Below are 17,442 nucleotides of genomic sequence, written 5' to 3'. Positions count from 1 at the left end.
TTTTAGTGAAGGGACTGTCTAGTAATCTAGACAGTCCCTTTCTATTATTCTTGCTCTTCTTCTATGTGTTCTTCTGTTTTAAACATATTTCCATTGCCATAACCTGTTTCTTTTCCTGGTAACACAAGATTTAGCAGCACACCAGTAATTGCTGCAAGGGCCATACCTTGAATTTCAACATTTTGTCCAAAAACATTAAATCGTACTAGTGCTCCCCCTATTCCAATTACTAGAATGACAGATGCTACAATAAGATTTCTATTATTACCAAGATCAACTTGATTATCAACTAACATGCGCAATCCACTTGATGCGATAATACCGAATAATAGAATCGACACACCACCCATAACCGCGGTTGGGATTGAACTGATTAAATCTGATATTATTCCAACAAAGCCAAATGTGATTGCGAGAACTGCTGCTCCTCCAATAACGAATACACTAAACACACGCGTAATGGCTAACACACCAATATTTTCACCATAAGTCGTGTTTGGTGGTCCACCTAAGACAGAAGCAATTAACGTTGCTACACCATCACCTAGGATCGAACGATGTAAGCCAGGTTCTTTGATAAAATTACGTCCTACAACTTTTGATAAAACCATTTGGTCACCGATATGTTCTGCAATTGTTACAGTTGCTACTGGAACCATTAACCAGAAGATGCTCCAACTGAATACATCTAGTGGATTGTAATCTTTAAAAGGGATAACAAATTCTGGTATGACGAAAATCGCACCCAAAAACGCGCCAACTGTTTCTGCTCCTGCAATATTCGACCATGTCACACTCAATGCAGATGTATCTACAATTCCTTGTGTTAAGGCAAAAAGATAACCCGTTACGATACCGATTAATATTGGTATTAGTCCAAAGAAGCCTTTAAAAAATAATGAACCTATAACTGTGACTGCTAATGTAACAATCGCAACAAGAAAATGCGTTCCACTATAGGTACCACTAGCATCATTCATTGCCATACCGATTGCTGTTGGTGCTAACCCTAAACCAATTACAATAATAACTGGTCCAACAACAATTGGAGGTAAAATCTTCATTAACCAATCTAAACCAAAAAATCCAATTAACAATGCTAAAACACCATAAACAAGACCCGCGAAGAAACTCCCTACCATTGCTCCCGGTACACCACTATCACTTATCGCCGCTCCAATTGGCGCAATAAACGCAAAGCTTGAACCTAAGTAGGCAGGAATTCTTCCTCGTGTGATAAATAAATAAGCAAGTGTCCCTGAACCACTTGAAATAAGCGCAACTGCAGGGGGTAAACCTGTTAAAAATGGAACTAAAATAGTTGCTCCAAACATTGCAAATAAGTGCTGTAAACTTAACATAAACCATTTTGATTTTTGCGGTACATCTCTTACATCCATCACCATATCTAATCGTGACATTTGACTTCCTCCCCAATTTTTCTCTTTTTTTTCATAAAAAAAACCTCTTTGCAAAGTTGCAAAGAGGTAGACGTGTCTAAATATACACGTATCCCTTAACAACCTTGCAAGCCTCACAGGACTTACTTAAAGGTTAGATATATTAATTTTCGTAAATACTTACTTGTTCTTCGTGATCTGTTTCATCTAAAGCTACAACTATTACTTCATCTTGTGAAGTTGGAATGTTTTTACCAATGTAATCTGCTCGAATTGGCAGTTCACGATGACCACGATCAATTAAAACAGCTAATTGAATTTGTGATGGTCTACCTTGATCAATAATCGCATCCATTGCAGCCCGAACGGTCCTCCCAGTATATAATACATCATCAACTAAAATTAATTTCTTCCCAGAAATTTTTGATTGAAGATCAGCTTGATGAATTACCGGCTGCTCATCAGAAGAGACATGACTTAGATCGTCACGATAAAGTGTTATATCAATTTCTCCGATTGGTACTTCTACCCCTTCTATTTCGGCAATTTTTGCACCTAATCGATTAGCTAGTGGACATCCTCTTGTTTTAATCCCCACAAGCATCAAGTCATCGACACCTTTATTTCTTTCCAGAATTTCATGGGCAATTCTAGTAAGCGCTCGGTTTATTGCTGCATGGTCTAAAACAACTGCTTTTTGCTTCATAGCACTCACCCTCACTTTCTTTGATAAATGACCAAAAAAATCCCTTTTCTCCGTGTGCGAGAAAAGGGATTTAGATAGAAAGATACTTCTATCCTGTTTACCGAATCCTTTTCAGCCTCACGGGACTGTAATTAAAGGTCATTTTATTAACTCTTATTATTCCAAAAAACCTTGCAAATGTCAACGCATTTCTTTAATCTTTTTTAAAGTATCTTGAAAATCATTTGGTGCTTCTACTTCAAATTGCATCCACTCTTTTGAACGTGGATGTTCAAAGCCCAATTCTTTTGCGTGTAATGCTTGTCCACCCATTACAATTGTTTTCCTTGGGCCATACTTTGGATCACCAACTAGTGGAAAACCAATATATTTCATATGAACACGAATTTGATGTGTTCTACCCGTCTCTAACACACATTTCACATATGTGAATTTGTCGCCTATTCGTTCATTCACCTCAAAATGAGTAACTGCAGGCTTGCCACCTGCAACAACAGCAATCTTTTGTCTATCTTTAGGATCACGTCCAAGCGGGGCTTCAATCGTACCATATTCATGAGGTATTGCACCATGGACTAGTGCTTCATAGGAACGTTTCACAGTTTTTGCTTCAAGTTGTGCTGCTAATGCTTGATGAGAGTGATCGTTTTTTGCAACCATTAACAAGCCACTTGTATCACGATCAATTCGATGCACAATACCTGGACGAATCACATCATTTATACCTGATAAATCATCACAATGATAAAGCAAAGCATTAACCAACGTTCCATTCGCGTGTCCTGCTGATGGATGTACAACCATTCCTCTCCGCTTATTCACAACAAGCAGATCTTGATCTTCATAAACTATATCTAATGGGATATTTTCTGCAACCACATCAATTGCTTCAGGTTCAGGTATCTTCCACGTTATTGTTGCACCCTCTTCACATTTATAATTATTTTTTACTGGAGACCCATCAACAAGTACATACCCTTCCTTAATCCATGATTGAATTTGAGAACGTGATGCTTCTTCTGCAACAGTAGTTAATACTTTATCTATTCGTTTGCCTTTTTCTTCAGGCAATACGATATGTTTGCTTTCTGTCATGCCTTTTTTCTCCTTTCATTTCTTTCATCTAACAATGTAGCGATTAGGACAAGAATAACTCCGACAACTAAAGCCGAATCAGCAATATTAAAGATCGGATAGTTATAACTTCCAAGATAAACGTCAAAAAAGTCGACAACTTCTTTATGGACTAGTCGATCAATAAAATTACCAATTGCTCCACCTAGAATTAATCCTAATGCAACTCCTGTTAATGCACTATCTTTTGCAATTTTTTGTATGTAATAACAAATCACCACTATTACAACTGCTGTTATAATATAAAAGAAGGTCATTTTTCCTGCTAGTATTCCCCAAGCAGCTCCTGTATTCCGATGTGATGTGATATAAAAGAAATTTTCAATCACTGTTATGCTTTCACGTAACTCCATATTTGCTATAACCCACCATTTCGTTAATTGATCAATAACAATGATGGCAAACGCTAATAAATAATAGCGCATTATACTCTCCCCCGTTCTATCTATCATCTTCGCTCTCTAGCATTTTACCACAAATTGCAGTAAAAGCGAAAAACTTCATTACGATTTAAATACAATTTAAGACCGGAAGAATCTCGGTCTTAAGTCGGTGGAAAGCTGCCTTCAGATAGATTATGCTAATATAGTTGTGATTTTACTTATGGAAGTTATTTTAAAAAGTTATATTAATATGACTTATTAAATTTATTGACCTAATCGGCAGTAGAAAGTAATGTAAGTTACTAACCCGCTACGGAAACAAAGGCTTTCCCTTTCCACGAGCACGGCCTTAGCTAACTTGGTAAAGAAATGCACTTTACCAAGTGGATCTTCGGCTCGCGCTGTTCCCGTAGGAGTATCAAGCCTTTGTTTCCTGCGCTAGTTAGTTGGTCTAATTATGATTTGAGAAACTACGCTTTTCTAGCACTAGGGTTGGCTGTAAAGCGTTCTTGTATTTTTAAACTATCTAGCGGATCAAATGAAATTGGTGACACTCCTCGGAAATATAGATCGATTTCCTTCGTGCGATGTTAATTCATTGAAGCATTCCTTGTCCTGCAGGAACAGCAAATGTTTTCGATGGGGCGAGTAATCGCAGCCCTACGGGCCGAAAATCCATTTTTAGAAGTGCTCTTCTTCTAAAAATTAGTTGAGGCCGTGCCTGCGGAAAGGGAACTAATTTCATTTGAGGAGCGCTGACTTTCGTTACTAATTACTTACTTTGTAAATTCGACCTTAATATGTAGTTTATATAAATTAGTCATAAACACTTTCATTTAGGTAACAGTTTTTGAAAATACATATCAATGCATCAAGGGGGAATATGGATGAGCACGTTTAGGAATTATCACCGCAATATTAAAATACGAATTGGACAAATATTTCTATCAGATATGGTAGCTGGTGCTATATTCCCGTTTATTGCAATTTATTTTGCTGAATACTTCGGTTCAACAGTTACAGGTATCTTACTTATTTTAAATGTTATTATTGGTCTTATTGTTGGATTATATGGTGGCTATTATGCTGATTTAATGGGACGAAAAAAATTAATGGTGATTGCAGGAATTATTCGAATGGTTGCTTTTGCTATAATGGCACTTGCAAACTCACCTTTAATGACATCACCAGAAATAACTTTTGTAATGGCGATACTTATTACAGCTTCGTTTGGTCTAGACGGACCGGCGGCCGATGCCATGATTATTGATATTACTAAACCATCAGAAAGAAAAGGTGTTTATTCACTTATCTATTGGAGTTTTAACCTTGCATTTGCTGTTGGGGGCATTGTTGGAGCATTAACATTTAACCACTATTTATTCGAATTACTTGTTGTAATGGCAATAACTAGTACAGCATCTAGTATATTAGTGATCTTTTTCATCTCTGAAACAATGGAGAAAAAGGTTAAACCAAAGGAAAAAAATGTTTTAAAAAGCATGTTTACTAGTTATAAAGATGTGGCTGGAGATAAATTATTTTTGTTATTTGTGTTTGCGGGGTTATTAATTCAATCAATTGAAAACCAAATGGAGAATTATATTGCAATTCGATTAAATAATGAAATGCAACTACAAAACATATTAGGATTTCCTTTTTCAGGTGTGGAAATGGTTGGATTTTTAAAATCAGAAAATACGATAATTGTTGTGTTTTTAACTGTTTTTGTCACTAAATTAGTTACGAAATGGAAGGAAGGTCCAACACTTTTAAGCTCAATTTTAATCTTTACGTTGGGATATGTAGGAATAAGTTATTTCAATAATATTTGGTTATTGTTTGGTTTTATGATTATTGCAACAATTGGTGAGTTAATGCGTGTACCAATTCAGTCAGACTTTTTAGCAAGCATCCCGACAGATGATAAGCGGAGTTCGTATATGGCCGTCTATGGATTAGTGTTTAATGGTTCGATGATGATTAGTTCATTTTTTGTTACACTGGGTGGCATTTTTTCTAGTGAAGTAATGTCATTACTTATTTTAGGTTGTGGCTTCGTAGGTTTCATGATTATGAAGACCATAATGGTTGATCTAAAAAGTAGAAGAGATGCCCAACTTGATAATTAGGGAACCAGCAAAAACATTCAGACCTTTCTGGATGTTTTTGCTAGTTATTTAGTTAAGAGGTAAAATATCATTTCTTCCATTCGTTAAACAGTAACCCCATAAAAATAGTGTCGTAATACTTGCCGTTTATAAAGCAATGTTCACGCAAGTTACCTTCGACTTTAAAACCTATTTTTTTGTATAGTGCTATAGCCCTTTCATTTATTCCTCTTGTCGTTAAGAATATCTTATTTAAACGCAGTTGATTAAAACCCAGTTCAATCATGCTTTCCATGGCAATTTCCCCATAGCCTTTCCCTCGATATTCTGGAGCTAATAACACACCTATCTCTGCTCTTCCATGCTCATGAGATATGTTCGAGAGATGAGTCCATCCTATCTGTTTCTCTTGATTTTCAATACACATTATAATTGTTTTTTCATTTCTCAGTTTAGATACATGTTGTTTTGTTTCTTCATAGGTCATCGGTGTTCTACCAATCATAGATAGGGTCTCAGTATCATTGAACCAACTATGTAATTTTTCAATATCAAATTCTTCAAAAGCACGTAAATTTAATTGTTTTGACATTTTTAACTCTCCAATTCTATACAGGGGCTTCTAGTACAAAAAGTAAGGGATATAAATCAATTTGATTTACACCCCTTACTATTTTTACTTAAATAGGCTTAATAATGTTCTTTCACAACTGTAGCGCATCGTGTACATAGTGTTGGATGTTCTTCATCTTCTCCAATAGTGTTAGACGAAATCCAACAACGCTCACATTTTTCTCCAGAATGCTTTTCAACTACTACTGCAACATGCTCAAAATCTTTTGCTGTAGGTGTTTCTTCTACCACTTCTACTTCTGAGACAATAAATAATTGGTGAATATCCTCAATAGTAGTAAGAAGTGTCTTTGTTTCTGCATCTTTTGCAACGATTTGTAGTTTTGCTTCTAGTGATTTTCCGATTACCTTTTCAGCTCGTGCTTCTTCAAGTGCTTTAAGAACTTCATCACGAACAGCCATGAATTGATCCCATTTCGTTTGCAACTGTTCTTTGTTTGCAATTTCTCTAGCAACTGGCATATCTGTTAATTGAACACTTGTCGCAGTTGTATTTGGAATGTGCGCCCAGATTTCTTCCGCTGTATGCGATAGGATTGGTGCTAACAACTTAACTAAACTTGTGACAATGTCATAATAAACAGTTTGAATGCTTCTACGGCTTGGGTTTTCTTTTGCTTCAATATATAAAATATCTTTTGCAAAGTCTAAGTAGAATGCACTTAGCTCAATGGAACAGAAATTATGGATTGTTTGATAAACAGTTGAGAAATCATATGCTTCATATGCCTTTGTTACCTTTTCAATTAACTGCTGCAAACGAACTTCCATATATTGATCCACTTCTTGCAGGTCCTCATCTTTCACTGTATCTTTTGTTGGATCAAAATCAGCTAGGTTTCCAAGCATGAAACGGAATGTATTCCGAATTTTACGGTAGCCTTCTGATGATTGTTTAATGATTTCATCTGAAATACGAACATCCGCTTGATAATCGACTGATGCAACCCACAAGCGTAAAATATCAGCGCCATATTGTTTCATAATTTTATCTGGAACAACAACATTCCCAACAGATTTACTCATTTTTCTGCCTTGACCATCTAAAGCAAAACCATGACTAATAATTGTTTCAAATGGCGATTTTCCTGTTACAGCAACTGCTGTTGAAATGGAAGAGTTAAACCATCCTCGGTACTGGTCCGAACCTTCTAGATATACATCTGCTGGACGTTGTAATTCAGGGCGTTCTTTCAAGACACCTTGGTGTGAGGAACCTGAATCAAACCAAACATCCATAATGTCTAATTCTTTCGTATACGTATTGTTTGGACTGTGTTCTGACGTAAATCCTTCTGGTAATAAGTCCTTAGCGTCCCATTCAAACCAAATGTTTGAACCATGTTCACGGAATAAGTCTGAAACATGCTGAATCGTTTCATCTGTAATAATTGGTGTGCGGTCTTCCCCATAAAATACAGGAATCGGAACACCCCACGTACGTTGACGCGAAATACACCAATCTTCACGGTCTCTAACCATGTTGTATAGACGGGTCTCCCCCCATTTTGGCACCCAATTAATTCGATTAACTTCTGCTAAGATATCTTCACGGAAATCTTTAATTGAAGCAAACCATTGATTTGTCGCACGGAAGATAGTTGGTTTCTTCGTACGCCAATCATGTGGATAAGAGTGCGTAATAAAGTCAAGTTTTAATAACGCGCCTACTTCTTCTAATTTCTCTGTAATGTCTTTATTAGCAGCATCATAGAATAATCCTTCAAAACCTGGTGCTTCATCAGTGAATACACCTTTTTCATCAACTGGGCAAAGTACATCTAAGCCATTAGTTTTACCAATAATAAAGTCATCTTCACCATGACCTGGTGCAGTATGGACAAGTCCTGTACCACTTTCTGTTGTTACGTGATCACCTAAAATTACAAGTGAGTCACGATCATAGAATGGATGCTTCGCTACTAGGTGTTCAGCTTGTTGACCTTTAAATGTTTGAACTACTTCTTTGTTTTCCCATTCTAGCGTTTCTCCAACCCGCTCAACCATTTCTTCTGCAACAATATACTTTGTATTATCTACTTTAACTACGGCATACGTTAAATCAGGGTGTAGCGCAAGTGCCAAGTTAGCTGGAATAGTCCAAGGTGTTGTCGTCCAAATAATGAATTTCTCATCACCTTGCAGAAGTTCTCCAGGTTCTTTGACATCAAAAGCAACATAAATAGAAGCAGAGCGTTTATCTTGGTATTCAATTTCCGCTTCAGCCAATGCTGATTCAGAAGATGGTGACCAATAAACAGGTTTTAACCCTTTGTAAATATAGCCTTTTTTCGCCATCTCACCAAATACTTCAATCTGTGCAGCCTCATATTCTTTCTCAAGTGTAATATAAGGGTTATCCCAATCGCCACGTACACCTAATTGTTTAAATTGAGTTCGCTGATTATCAACTTGTTTCAATGCATATTCCGCACACTTTTGACGAAACTCAGCAATTGTCATTTTCTTACGATTCACTTTCTTTTTAGCTAGTGCTTGCTCGATTGGTAAGCCATGTGTATCCCAACCAGGTACGTATGGTGCATGGAAACCAGACATTGACTTGTATTTCACAATAAAATCCTTCAATACTTTATTTAGCGCGTGTCCCATGTGCAGGTCACCATTTGCATATGGAGGGCCATCATGCAAAATAAACAAAGGTCTACCTTCTGTTCTTTCTTGTACTTGTTGGTAAATATTTTGTTCATCCCACTTCTCTTGCATTTTTGGTTCTTTATTTGGTAGATTACCACGCATCGGGAATTCTGTTTTTGGCATCAATAATGTATCTTTATAATCCATCTTTTTTCCTCCTTGTTCTATTCATTTTTTTTAATTCCATAATCTCGACAATTAAAATTTTCCAACAAAAAAAGCCTTCAAATCCCCAAAGGGACGAGAAGACTCGCGGTACCACCCTTACTAGATAAAAACGGTTTGACAGTTTTTATCCGCTTAGCATCGTAACGTGATGGAAACGTCTTATTTTACTAAAGTTTTCAAATAAGAAGCTTAAGGGTGATTTTCAAATAGAAGATTGTACTAGGCTTCCACCGACCCTAGCTCGCTTTTAGCAAATCATTACTATCTTACTTTCCCTCGCATTGCTGTTAGTTTATGATCATTAAAATATAATAGCTTTATAAGGTTGTTCAAAAATTCATGAAGTTAAACATTAAATTTTAAACGTACTATCTGTGAATGAATTATATGTAATAAATACAAAAACGTCAAGTCTTAATAACTATTTGTTTTTGTTTCTTCTTCACTTTCATATTCTTCATCCATGTCAATTTGAAACAAACCATCCCAGTCATCATTTTCGATTAACTCAAGTTGTGCTTCCACTAACATTTTCAAACGTGTACGGAATACTTTCGCTTGTTTTTTAAGTTCTTCCACTTCAATCGCAATGCGTCTTGATTTTTGTAATGCTTCATTAATGATACGATCAGCATTTTTTTCTGCTTCTTTAATAATTAGCTTCGATTCTTTATTCGCATTACCTTTAACTTCTTCTGCTGTTTCTTGCGCAATTAAAATTGACTTATTTAATGTTTCTTCAATATTAGAAAAGTGACCTAATCTTTCTTTCATATCTTCTACTTGATTCTTTAATTCTTTTTTGTCTCTCATTACTAATTCATAATCTTTGATCACTTGATCTAAAAATTCGTTTACTTCATCCTCGTCATAACCTCTAAATCCACGGGTGAACTCCTTATTATGAATATCCAATGGTGTCAATGGCACTATGGCCACCTCCTTATGAAGTGTACTATCTTATCTGTATATTTCGACAAAATTAGAATAATTCCTGCTAAAAAAGAAAATTATTTTAATGTTTCAAAACTAATTCTCCATTTGTCCTTTTTGGTTTGGCCTGCTACTTCCGTTAACCTACTTCTGCCTTTACTTCGAAAAGAGAACACGTCTCCCTCCTCTACAACAAAGGAAGGATTTTCAACAATACGAAAATTCACTTTAACAAGCCCTTTTTGAATAGCTTGTGCTGCGTTTTGTCTTGATACCCCGTATAATTCTTTCATCATCACATCTAGACGTAAAGAACTTACTGTAGTCGTATGAGATAGCCAGGTATCATTGGACTTTAAAGCATCATGTAACGGTTTCTCTGTCCATTCTATTGATGCCTTTTTGATCGTTGTTAAATTAAATTTAACAAAGCTTTCAATATCTGCTGAAACCATTAATTGAATGAGCCCGTCATTTATAAAAACATCACCTAACTTTTTCCGCTTTAGACCGAGTGATAAAAAAGCACCAAGTACATCCCGATGTTCTATTGTCATAAACTTTGTTGGATAGGTTGCTTCCAATAATGTAATTGGGAAATCCATCTCTTCAATTGTTTCATAATATGGTGCTAAGATCGCTTGTTTTCTTTCGGTTTCAGAGGTGCCACCAAAAAAAGAAAGAACAAATTGCTCATCATTACCGATTAAACTTCGATAAATTTTCTGTTCTCTTGGATCAAGGAAATCACTATCTCTACGTTGGTATTGTTTCTCGACCTGATCTCTCCAAGAAAGAACTTGATCAATAAAGGGTTGTTCCTCTTTCCGAAAGTGCTGATAAATCTCCATACCTATATCCACCTATTTTAATTTAGCTAATTATGATAAAAAGCTATTCATTTTAAAAGAAATTAAACAGTTGTACTAATCCTGACGTAGCCAATTGTAATGTAATAATTGCTACGATTGGTGAAATATCAAGCATTCCTAATGGCGGAATGATTTTGCGAAATGGTTCTAGGTAAGGTTCAACAATTTTCGCTAAGAATTGGCCAATTGTCGATTCTCTTGCACCCGGAAACCACGACATTAAAATGTAACCAATTAATGCCCAACTATATAGTTGAACTAAATTCAATATTAAATCTTGTAGCATACCCATCTAATCTTACCACCTTTTCTCAAATTCTTCTTCATCTTCAAGTGTTTCTGTAATACTACCTGATACATTCACATTATCTGGTGTGCACAAAAAGGTGTGCGGTCCAAGCTTTTGAATTTCACCTGAAACAGCATATACTGTTCCACTTAAAAAATCAACAATTCGCTTTGCTTGTTGAAAGTCAACTCGTTGTAAGTTTATAACGACAGAACGACGATTGACAATATGATCAGCTATCTCTTGGGTTTCGTCATAAGATCGTGGTTCAGATAATACCACTTTAGACGAGGCTTGGACAGATTTTAAGCTAACAACATTTTGAGAAGAATTACGTTTTTCACTTCTTGTTGTAGGCTCTTCTGTTTCCTCTGTTTCTATCTCCGTATACTCATACTCATCTTCTATTGAAAATAACGTTTTAAATTTATTCTTAATACTCATCACGTTCACCTCGTTTCAGAAGTTCCAACTAAGCTAGAACCAATTCGGATGTGGGTTGCCCCTTCTTCAATTGCAATTTTGTAGTCATGACTCATTCCCATTGATAAATACCTGCAAGGTGCATGCTCCCAATTTTTCTCTTGTATTGTATCACGTAATTCTCTCAATTGACGAAAAACAGCACGAATTTCCTTTTCATCATCAATAAAAGGAGCCATTGTCATTAAGCCAACTACTTGAATATTAGAATAATCCCTTAATGCTTTAACGAATTCGACTACCTCATCTTTTGCTAATCCGTGTTTTGAATCTTCGCCACTAACATTTACTTGAATAAAGCACGGTAAAACCTTTGATGAACGTTTATCGATTTCTTTTGCTAAAGATAAACGGTCAAGAGAATGCAAATAATCGATAGAATCAACAACATTTTTTACTTTTCTGGATTGTAATGTTCCAATAAAATGCCAAGTTACTTGATCATTAGCAATTTGTTCTTTTTTTTCAAGTAAACCTTCCATTCTGTTTTCTGCTAAATTTATTATACCAGCTTGTCCTGCTTCTTGTGCACGTTCAATTGTGACATATTTCGTCACACCTATAATTGTAATTTCTTCTGTGTCACGATTGGAAATGTCACATGCCTCATTTATATTTCGTTGGATTATTTCTACATTAGCTTCTACATCCAATTTACATTTCCCTTTCTAACATGATCCTCTAGTTTATTTTGATCCTATGAATCCTAACATTCTCCCTGTCTTCCCATTTTCTTTTCGATGTGAAAAAAAATAGTCATCTTGATAGGTACAATAATTCGTTACAAAAATATGCTCAGGGTTCACACCTATATCTACCAGAATTATTTTATGTAGTTTTTTTAGATCAAAAAAATAGTGCGTTGAATCAATTTGCTCTGTTACTTGATCTCGCCATTTTTTTGGTATTAATTGATAAACTTTCTCGTCTACTTGATAATTTTGAGCCGAGATAGATGGTCCAATTGCGACACGTAAAGAAGTGACGTCAGCACCAAGATCTGTTAATTTACTCACCATATGTGCAGCCATTTGATTGACAGTTCCTCGCCAACCAGCATGTGCAATACCTATCCAGTTAGTGGTAGGATCCCAATAGTATAGTGGTACACAATCAGCAAACATTGCTGTTAATAACACATTTGCTTGATTTGTAATCAATCCGTCAATTCCTTTTAATGCATCTTGGTGAGACAAAGTCCCTTTTCCAAGATTTTGATCGTTTTTAGTCACAACATGAATATTTGTTTCATGTACTTGTTCTCCCATTACCCAATTACTAAGTGGAAGCGAAATCATATCTGCAACTATTTGTCGATTATCCAAAACCATACTGGGGTCATCAGGGACATGAAACCCCATGTTTAATGATGAAAATGGTGCTACACTTCTCCCTCCAAAGCGCGTTGTCATACCTGCAATAAGGGTAGCATCTTTCGTGATAGAAGAAGAAAGTTGCATGATGGAATCATTTAATAGTGTAAAAGGTTCCAAATAGATGCCTCCTTGCATTTTTCACTATTTTATCATATATCTTGACTAAATTCTTGTATCATAAGACATATTTTTAATTAAAATGACATCTGTTCCTACCGTTACGATATGTGACCAAGGAATAATGACTTCTTCTTGTTTTCCAAATAGACCAATCACCTTATTTTTGGCACCAATAATTAGATGTGTGATGATTCCTTGGTCTACGTCTATTTCTAAATCAATAATAGTACCGACTTTCTCCCCAGTATCAATTAAAATAATTTCCTTTAATTGCATTGTTGTTAATGTGACCATGATATCCACCTACCTTTTTACTACTATATGCACGTACACCTCTTTCTTTACGGATTTATGTAAAAAAATAAGCCTCACTATAACCGAATATAGTAAGGCTTACGTATTTTTTATAACATATCTGTGGCTATTCAAACATCTCCTTGTTCATTTCGTGAATAGCTGCTTTTTCTAAACGCGATACTTGTGCCTGCGAAATGCCGATTTCTTCAGCAACTTCCATTTGTGTTTTTCCTTGAAAGAATCGTTTTGTTAGGATCATTTTCTCACGCTCATTTAATCGATGCATACCTTCTTTTAAGGATAATTGATCAAGCCAGTTATCTTCTTTATCCTTGTCATCACTTATTTGATCCATTACAAAAATCGGATCCCCACCATCGTTGTATATCGGTTCAAATAAAGATACAGGATCTTGAATTGCATCCATTGCAAAAACAATGTCTGCATGTGGTACATCCATTTCCTTGGCAATCTCCATTGGTGTTGGATCCTTTAATGTTTTACTCATTAGTTTTTCTCGAACTTGCAATGCTTTGTAAGCCGTATCTCTTAAAGAACGTGAGACACGAATTGGGTTATTATCACGTAAATAACGGCGAATCTCACCAATAATCATCGGAACTGCATAGGTAGAAAATTTCACGTTTTGCCCTAAATCAAAATTATCAATTGATTTCATTAGTCCAATACAGCCAACTTGAAATAAATCATCACCATATTCCCCTCGATTTTGAAATCGTTGAATAATACTTAAAACCAAACGCAAATTTCCGTTAACCAATGTTTCTCTTGCAGATAAATCACCTTCTTGCATTTGCTTAAATAACTTTCGCATTTCTTCATTTTTAAGTACTGGCAATTTAGACGTATCTACACCACAAATTTCTACTTTATGTCTAGCCATTATCGACCCTCCCATTTGGAGATGCTGTTCATGGAACAGTATCACCACTGAAAGAGTCTTTTATGCAGGAAAAATATCCCGCTTATGTGTCAAATTCAATCAAAAACCAGAGCCTGCCTGCTATACCATCTTATTAAATTCTTTTTGCAGACGTCTAATAATTTTTTTTTCTAAACGCGAGATATAGGATTGAGATATACCCAACATATCAGCAACATCTTTTTGTGTTTTTTCTTCATTTCCAACCAATCCAAACCGTAACTCCATGATCTGTTTTTCTCTCTCATTCAGTTGCTCTAATGCACTTAACAGTAACTTTTTATCAACTTTTTCCTCTAGATCTTTTATCGTAATATCTTCATCCGTTCCTAGAATATCAGATAATAATAATTCATTACCATCCCAATCTATATTTAATGGTTCATCAAAAGATATTTCTGATTTTAGCTTATTATTTTTACGTAAGTACATTAAAATTTCATTCTCTATACATCTTGATGCGTATGTTGCTAACTTTATATTCTTGTCTATTTTAAAAGTATTAATAGCTTTTATTAATCCAATTGTACCAATACTAATAAGGTCTTCAATATTGATTCCAGTATTCTCAAACTTTCTGGCAATATAGACAACAAGACGAAGGTTTCGCTCAATCAACATTGACTTCGCAGCTGGATCTCCTACAGGTAATTTTTGTAGTAATAATTGTTCTTCATCTTTTGTTAATGGAGGTGGTAATGCCTCACTTCCACCTATGTAATAAATTTCTTCTGGTTTATAACCAAATTTCAATCGTATTTTGTACCACGTTAATTTGAGTTTAAATAACCATTTTGCCATATGTTTTTCCCCCTTCTTATTCATGCTGAATTTGTAACAACATGGTTTAATAATGCAGGCTGTAATAAACAGTGATAACTCTCATCTGGTGAAAGATTACCAAATTGTATGCCAATCAAAACTTTTGATGTTTTTATCGTCTGATTTAAATAACTAATTGTTAAATATTGTGGTTTTACGACAATTAAGAAGCTATGATCCCCAGATACACCTTGATAAGGAACAAATTGAACCTGTGTCATTAATTCATTGGAAATTTCATTAAAATCACATGTATCCTGTGCCTTTTTAATCTGCTCCAACTGTTCTATTGTATAGATTTCACGCATAATTTTATGATCACAGATAATAACAGGTTTTTTACTAATAGGATCTACTAACTGATTACCACTGTCAACATATCCAATTGTAGTAATGACCCTATCGTTTAGTGCAATAATTACATTCATATGTTGATCTTGACGAAATTTCGTTATTGCGTGCTTGTCCATAGTTCTTTTCGTAAATACCCAAACAAATGGAAATCCAATTACTACAAATAGCCAACTAATTGGATCACCGTATCCACCTTCCCATGTTAAAATGCCATGTTCTGATAGATAAACAGGACTATTTATAAAGAAATGTATTGCTGTTAGGCCACCCCCTAAAATAATAGATACAAAGTAGAATGTAATAAAAAGACGTGAAAAGCGACGAAAGTTTCCAAATCCAAATCCAACAAAAATAATAATGATGGAATAGATTACTTTTCCTAAAGGATGTAACAGAAAGGAGTCAGGATAAAAAACTGTTAGTGGAACTAACATAGCAGCTACCAAAGCCGCAAATAGTAGAGATAATCTACGTGTTGGTATTTTAGTCATCTGCTGTGTTAACAGTAAAATCATCCAATCAAGTAAAAAATTTAATAGCATAACAGCATCCAAATAGATTGTCACGTATGACTCCCTCTCTACACATCTTTTTGATTTGTTGCTAGTATATCGTAGCTTCTGACAAAAGTCTGTCAAATGTTGTAAGGGAAATACCGCTAATTTTTAGAGATTAAATTGTACTTTGTCAGATTTAACAAAACGAAAAACAAATGATAAATTCTTCGATGTCAATAACTTTTTTCAATAACTATCAGGTGTATGTCTTTTATGTTTCTTTTTGGATATTGACCTCATTTTTGTTCATCCTTTCGGAATTACTTCAAATGGACGAACTTGATTTGACAAAAATAAAAAAATAAGCCCGATGACTCTATGTCTATCGAACTTATTTTACTTATAATATTTTGATCTACTTAAACAATGTATGCTCCTTTTCATTACTCGCTTATTGAAAACCAGTTTTTTGTTTTGCTAAGTTTATTATAAGTATCAAGACTATATTTCAACTTTTAACATTTTCTCCGTCACACTTTCAACTCGTTGTTCAACTTTTGTTTTTGATAACTTACCTAATAGCAATTCATCAACGATTTGTCCGTCTTTCATAAATAATACCCGTTCACTTTGAGCAGCAACCTTTGCATCGTGAGTCACGAGCATTATCGTTGTCCCTTCTTTATTAATCTGAAGAAAATTATCAAGAATTTCCTGTGCAGCAATTGAATTTAAAGCGCCTGTTGGCTCATCACCGAAGATAATTTTTGGTTCGTTAATCAAAGCTCGACAAATCCCTGCTCTTTGTAATTGTCCACCGGACGCTTGGCTAGTCATTCGATACGCTAAATCACCAATACCTGTTTTTTCCATGAGTTGCTGTGCTTTACTAGATAATTCTTTGACCTTTTTTCTATTGTCCCGCATAGCAGGAAGAACAATATTATCTAAAATCGTTAAATTTTTCAGAAAGATAGGATGTTGGAAAACAAAGCCCATTTCTTGGCGGCGAATATCTGAGAGTTCTGTTTCTCTGCATTCTGTAAGACTTTGATCAATGAATTTAACATCTCCATTATCGATCGTATCCATTCCGCTTAAGGTATAGAGCAAAGTTGATTTCCCTGATCCTGACGGACCCATTACTGAGACAAACTCGCCATCATAAATAGTAACTGATACATCTTTTAAGACCTTAACCTTTTCCTGTTCATCACCAAAACATTTATTAATTTGCTGACCATCAATTATTCTTTTCATATT

The 17,442-nt window shown here is 35.2% G+C and carries 18 protein-coding genes and 1 other annotated feature; of the genes, 1 reads left to right on the top strand and 17 read right to left on the bottom strand.

Translation table 11 applies throughout. The annotated features are described in order from the left end of the window. Positions 1 to 44: 44 nt before the first annotated feature. The 4 genes from D2K40_RS03575 to lspA form a co-directional block, all read right to left on the bottom strand. Positions 45 to 1,421, bottom strand: coding sequence for a solute carrier family 23 protein (locus tag D2K40_RS03575; RefSeq protein ID WP_117153067.1), 1,377 nt, complete (start codon positions 1,419 to 1,421; stop codon positions 45 to 47). Between the two features lie 142 nt (positions 1,422 to 1,563). Then, entirely contained in the window at positions 1,564 to 2,106 is a 543-nt protein-coding gene (gene pyrR / locus D2K40_RS03570; protein ID WP_117153065.1) for a bifunctional pyr operon transcriptional regulator/uracil phosphoribosyltransferase PyrR, read from the bottom strand. Between the two features lie 180 nt (positions 2,107 to 2,286). Next, positions 2,287 to 3,201 (bottom strand): RluA family pseudouridine synthase, encoded by a 915-nt coding sequence (locus D2K40_RS03565; protein ID WP_117153063.1) that lies wholly within the window; start codon positions 3,199 to 3,201, stop codon positions 2,287 to 2,289. Beyond that, entirely contained in the window at positions 3,198 to 3,665 is a 468-nt protein-coding gene (gene lspA / locus D2K40_RS03560; RefSeq protein ID WP_117153061.1) for a signal peptidase II, read from the bottom strand. The genes D2K40_RS03565 and lspA overlap by 4 nt, the downstream gene beginning before the upstream one ends. An 845-nt stretch (positions 3,666 to 4,510) precedes the next feature. On the opposite strand from lspA, the gene D2K40_RS03555 reads away from it, so the two are divergent. Further along, positions 4,511 to 5,755, top strand: coding sequence for an MDR family MFS transporter (locus D2K40_RS03555; RefSeq protein ID WP_162879124.1), 1,245 nt, complete (start codon positions 4,511 to 4,513; stop codon positions 5,753 to 5,755). 67 nt (positions 5,756 to 5,822) lie between these two features. On the opposite strand, the gene D2K40_RS03550 is transcribed toward D2K40_RS03555, so the two are convergent. The 13 genes from D2K40_RS03550 to D2K40_RS03490 all read right to left on the bottom strand — a co-directional run bounded on the left by D2K40_RS03550 (position 5,823) and on the right by D2K40_RS03490 (position 17,439). After that, complete coding sequence (locus tag D2K40_RS03550) at positions 5,823 to 6,326, bottom strand: GNAT family N-acetyltransferase (protein ID WP_117153057.1); 504 nt, start codon at positions 6,324 to 6,326, stop codon at positions 5,823 to 5,825. A gap of 98 nt (positions 6,327 to 6,424) precedes the next feature. Next, positions 6,425 to 9,172 carry an isoleucine--tRNA ligase gene (ileS, locus tag D2K40_RS03545; RefSeq protein WP_117153055.1) on the bottom strand — a complete coding sequence of 916 codons (2,748 nt, stop codon included), beginning with the start codon at positions 9,170 to 9,172 and terminating at the stop codon, positions 6,425 to 6,427. 86 nt (positions 9,173 to 9,258) lie between these two features. Then, positions 9,259 to 9,484, bottom strand: a binding site (T-box leader). Between the two features lie 123 nt (positions 9,485 to 9,607). Continuing rightward, a complete protein-coding gene (locus tag D2K40_RS03540) occupies positions 9,608 to 10,123 on the bottom strand; it encodes a DivIVA domain-containing protein (RefSeq protein ID WP_117153053.1) in 516 nt (171 codons plus the stop codon). Positions 10,124 to 10,203: 80 nt separating this feature from the next. After that, a complete protein-coding gene (locus D2K40_RS03535; protein ID WP_117153051.1) occupies positions 10,204 to 10,977 on the bottom strand; it encodes a YlmH family RNA-binding protein in 774 nt (257 codons plus the stop codon). Between the two features lie 52 nt (positions 10,978 to 11,029). Next, positions 11,030 to 11,290 carry a YggT family protein gene (locus D2K40_RS03530; RefSeq protein WP_117153049.1) on the bottom strand — a complete coding sequence of 87 codons (261 nt, stop codon included), beginning with the start codon at positions 11,288 to 11,290 and terminating at the stop codon, positions 11,030 to 11,032. A gap of 6 nt (positions 11,291 to 11,296) precedes the next feature. Continuing rightward, positions 11,297 to 11,731 (bottom strand): cell division protein SepF, encoded by a 435-nt coding sequence (locus D2K40_RS03525; RefSeq protein WP_117153047.1) that lies wholly within the window; start codon positions 11,729 to 11,731, stop codon positions 11,297 to 11,299. A 5-nt stretch (positions 11,732 to 11,736) separates the two neighbouring features. Beyond that, positions 11,737 to 12,423 (bottom strand): YggS family pyridoxal phosphate-dependent enzyme, encoded by a 687-nt coding sequence (locus tag D2K40_RS03520; protein WP_117153045.1) that lies wholly within the window; start codon positions 12,421 to 12,423, stop codon positions 11,737 to 11,739. Between the two features lie 33 nt (positions 12,424 to 12,456). After that, complete coding sequence (pgeF, locus tag D2K40_RS03515) at positions 12,457 to 13,263, bottom strand: peptidoglycan editing factor PgeF (RefSeq protein ID WP_229666583.1); 807 nt, start codon at positions 13,261 to 13,263, stop codon at positions 12,457 to 12,459. 45 nt (positions 13,264 to 13,308) lie between these two features. After that, positions 13,309 to 13,560, bottom strand: coding sequence for a YlmC/YmxH family sporulation protein (locus tag D2K40_RS03510; RefSeq protein WP_117153043.1), 252 nt, complete (start codon positions 13,558 to 13,560; stop codon positions 13,309 to 13,311). A 127-nt stretch (positions 13,561 to 13,687) separates the two neighbouring features. After that, the gene (sigG, locus tag D2K40_RS03505; RefSeq protein ID WP_117153041.1) at positions 13,688 to 14,467 is read right to left on the bottom strand and encodes an RNA polymerase sporulation sigma factor SigG; all 780 of its coding nucleotides are present in this window, start codon (positions 14,465 to 14,467) and stop codon (positions 13,688 to 13,690) included. A gap of 120 nt (positions 14,468 to 14,587) precedes the next feature. Then, on the bottom strand, positions 14,588 to 15,307 hold the full coding sequence (gene sigE / locus D2K40_RS03500; protein ID WP_117153039.1) for an RNA polymerase sporulation sigma factor SigE: 720 nt from the start codon (positions 15,305 to 15,307) through the stop codon (positions 14,588 to 14,590). Positions 15,308 to 15,327: 20 nt separating this feature from the next. Continuing rightward, entirely contained in the window at positions 15,328 to 16,248 is a 921-nt protein-coding gene (gene spoIIGA / locus D2K40_RS03495) for a sigma-E processing peptidase SpoIIGA (RefSeq protein WP_117153037.1), read from the bottom strand. 432 nt (positions 16,249 to 16,680) lie between these two features. Further along, positions 16,681 to 17,439 (bottom strand): ABC transporter ATP-binding protein, encoded by a 759-nt coding sequence (locus D2K40_RS03490; protein WP_117153035.1) that lies wholly within the window; start codon positions 17,437 to 17,439, stop codon positions 16,681 to 16,683. Between the last annotated feature and the right edge of the window lie 3 nt (positions 17,440 to 17,442).

It is taken from the genome of Paraliobacillus quinghaiensis, from assembly GCF_003426025.1.
In the GTDB taxonomy this organism is placed as follows: Bacteria; Bacillota; Bacilli; order Bacillales; family Amphibacillaceae; genus Paraliobacillus_A; species Paraliobacillus_A quinghaiensis.
The sequence above is the reverse complement of the archived record's forward strand: the minus strand, read 5'-3'. Positions and strand labels throughout refer to the sequence as shown.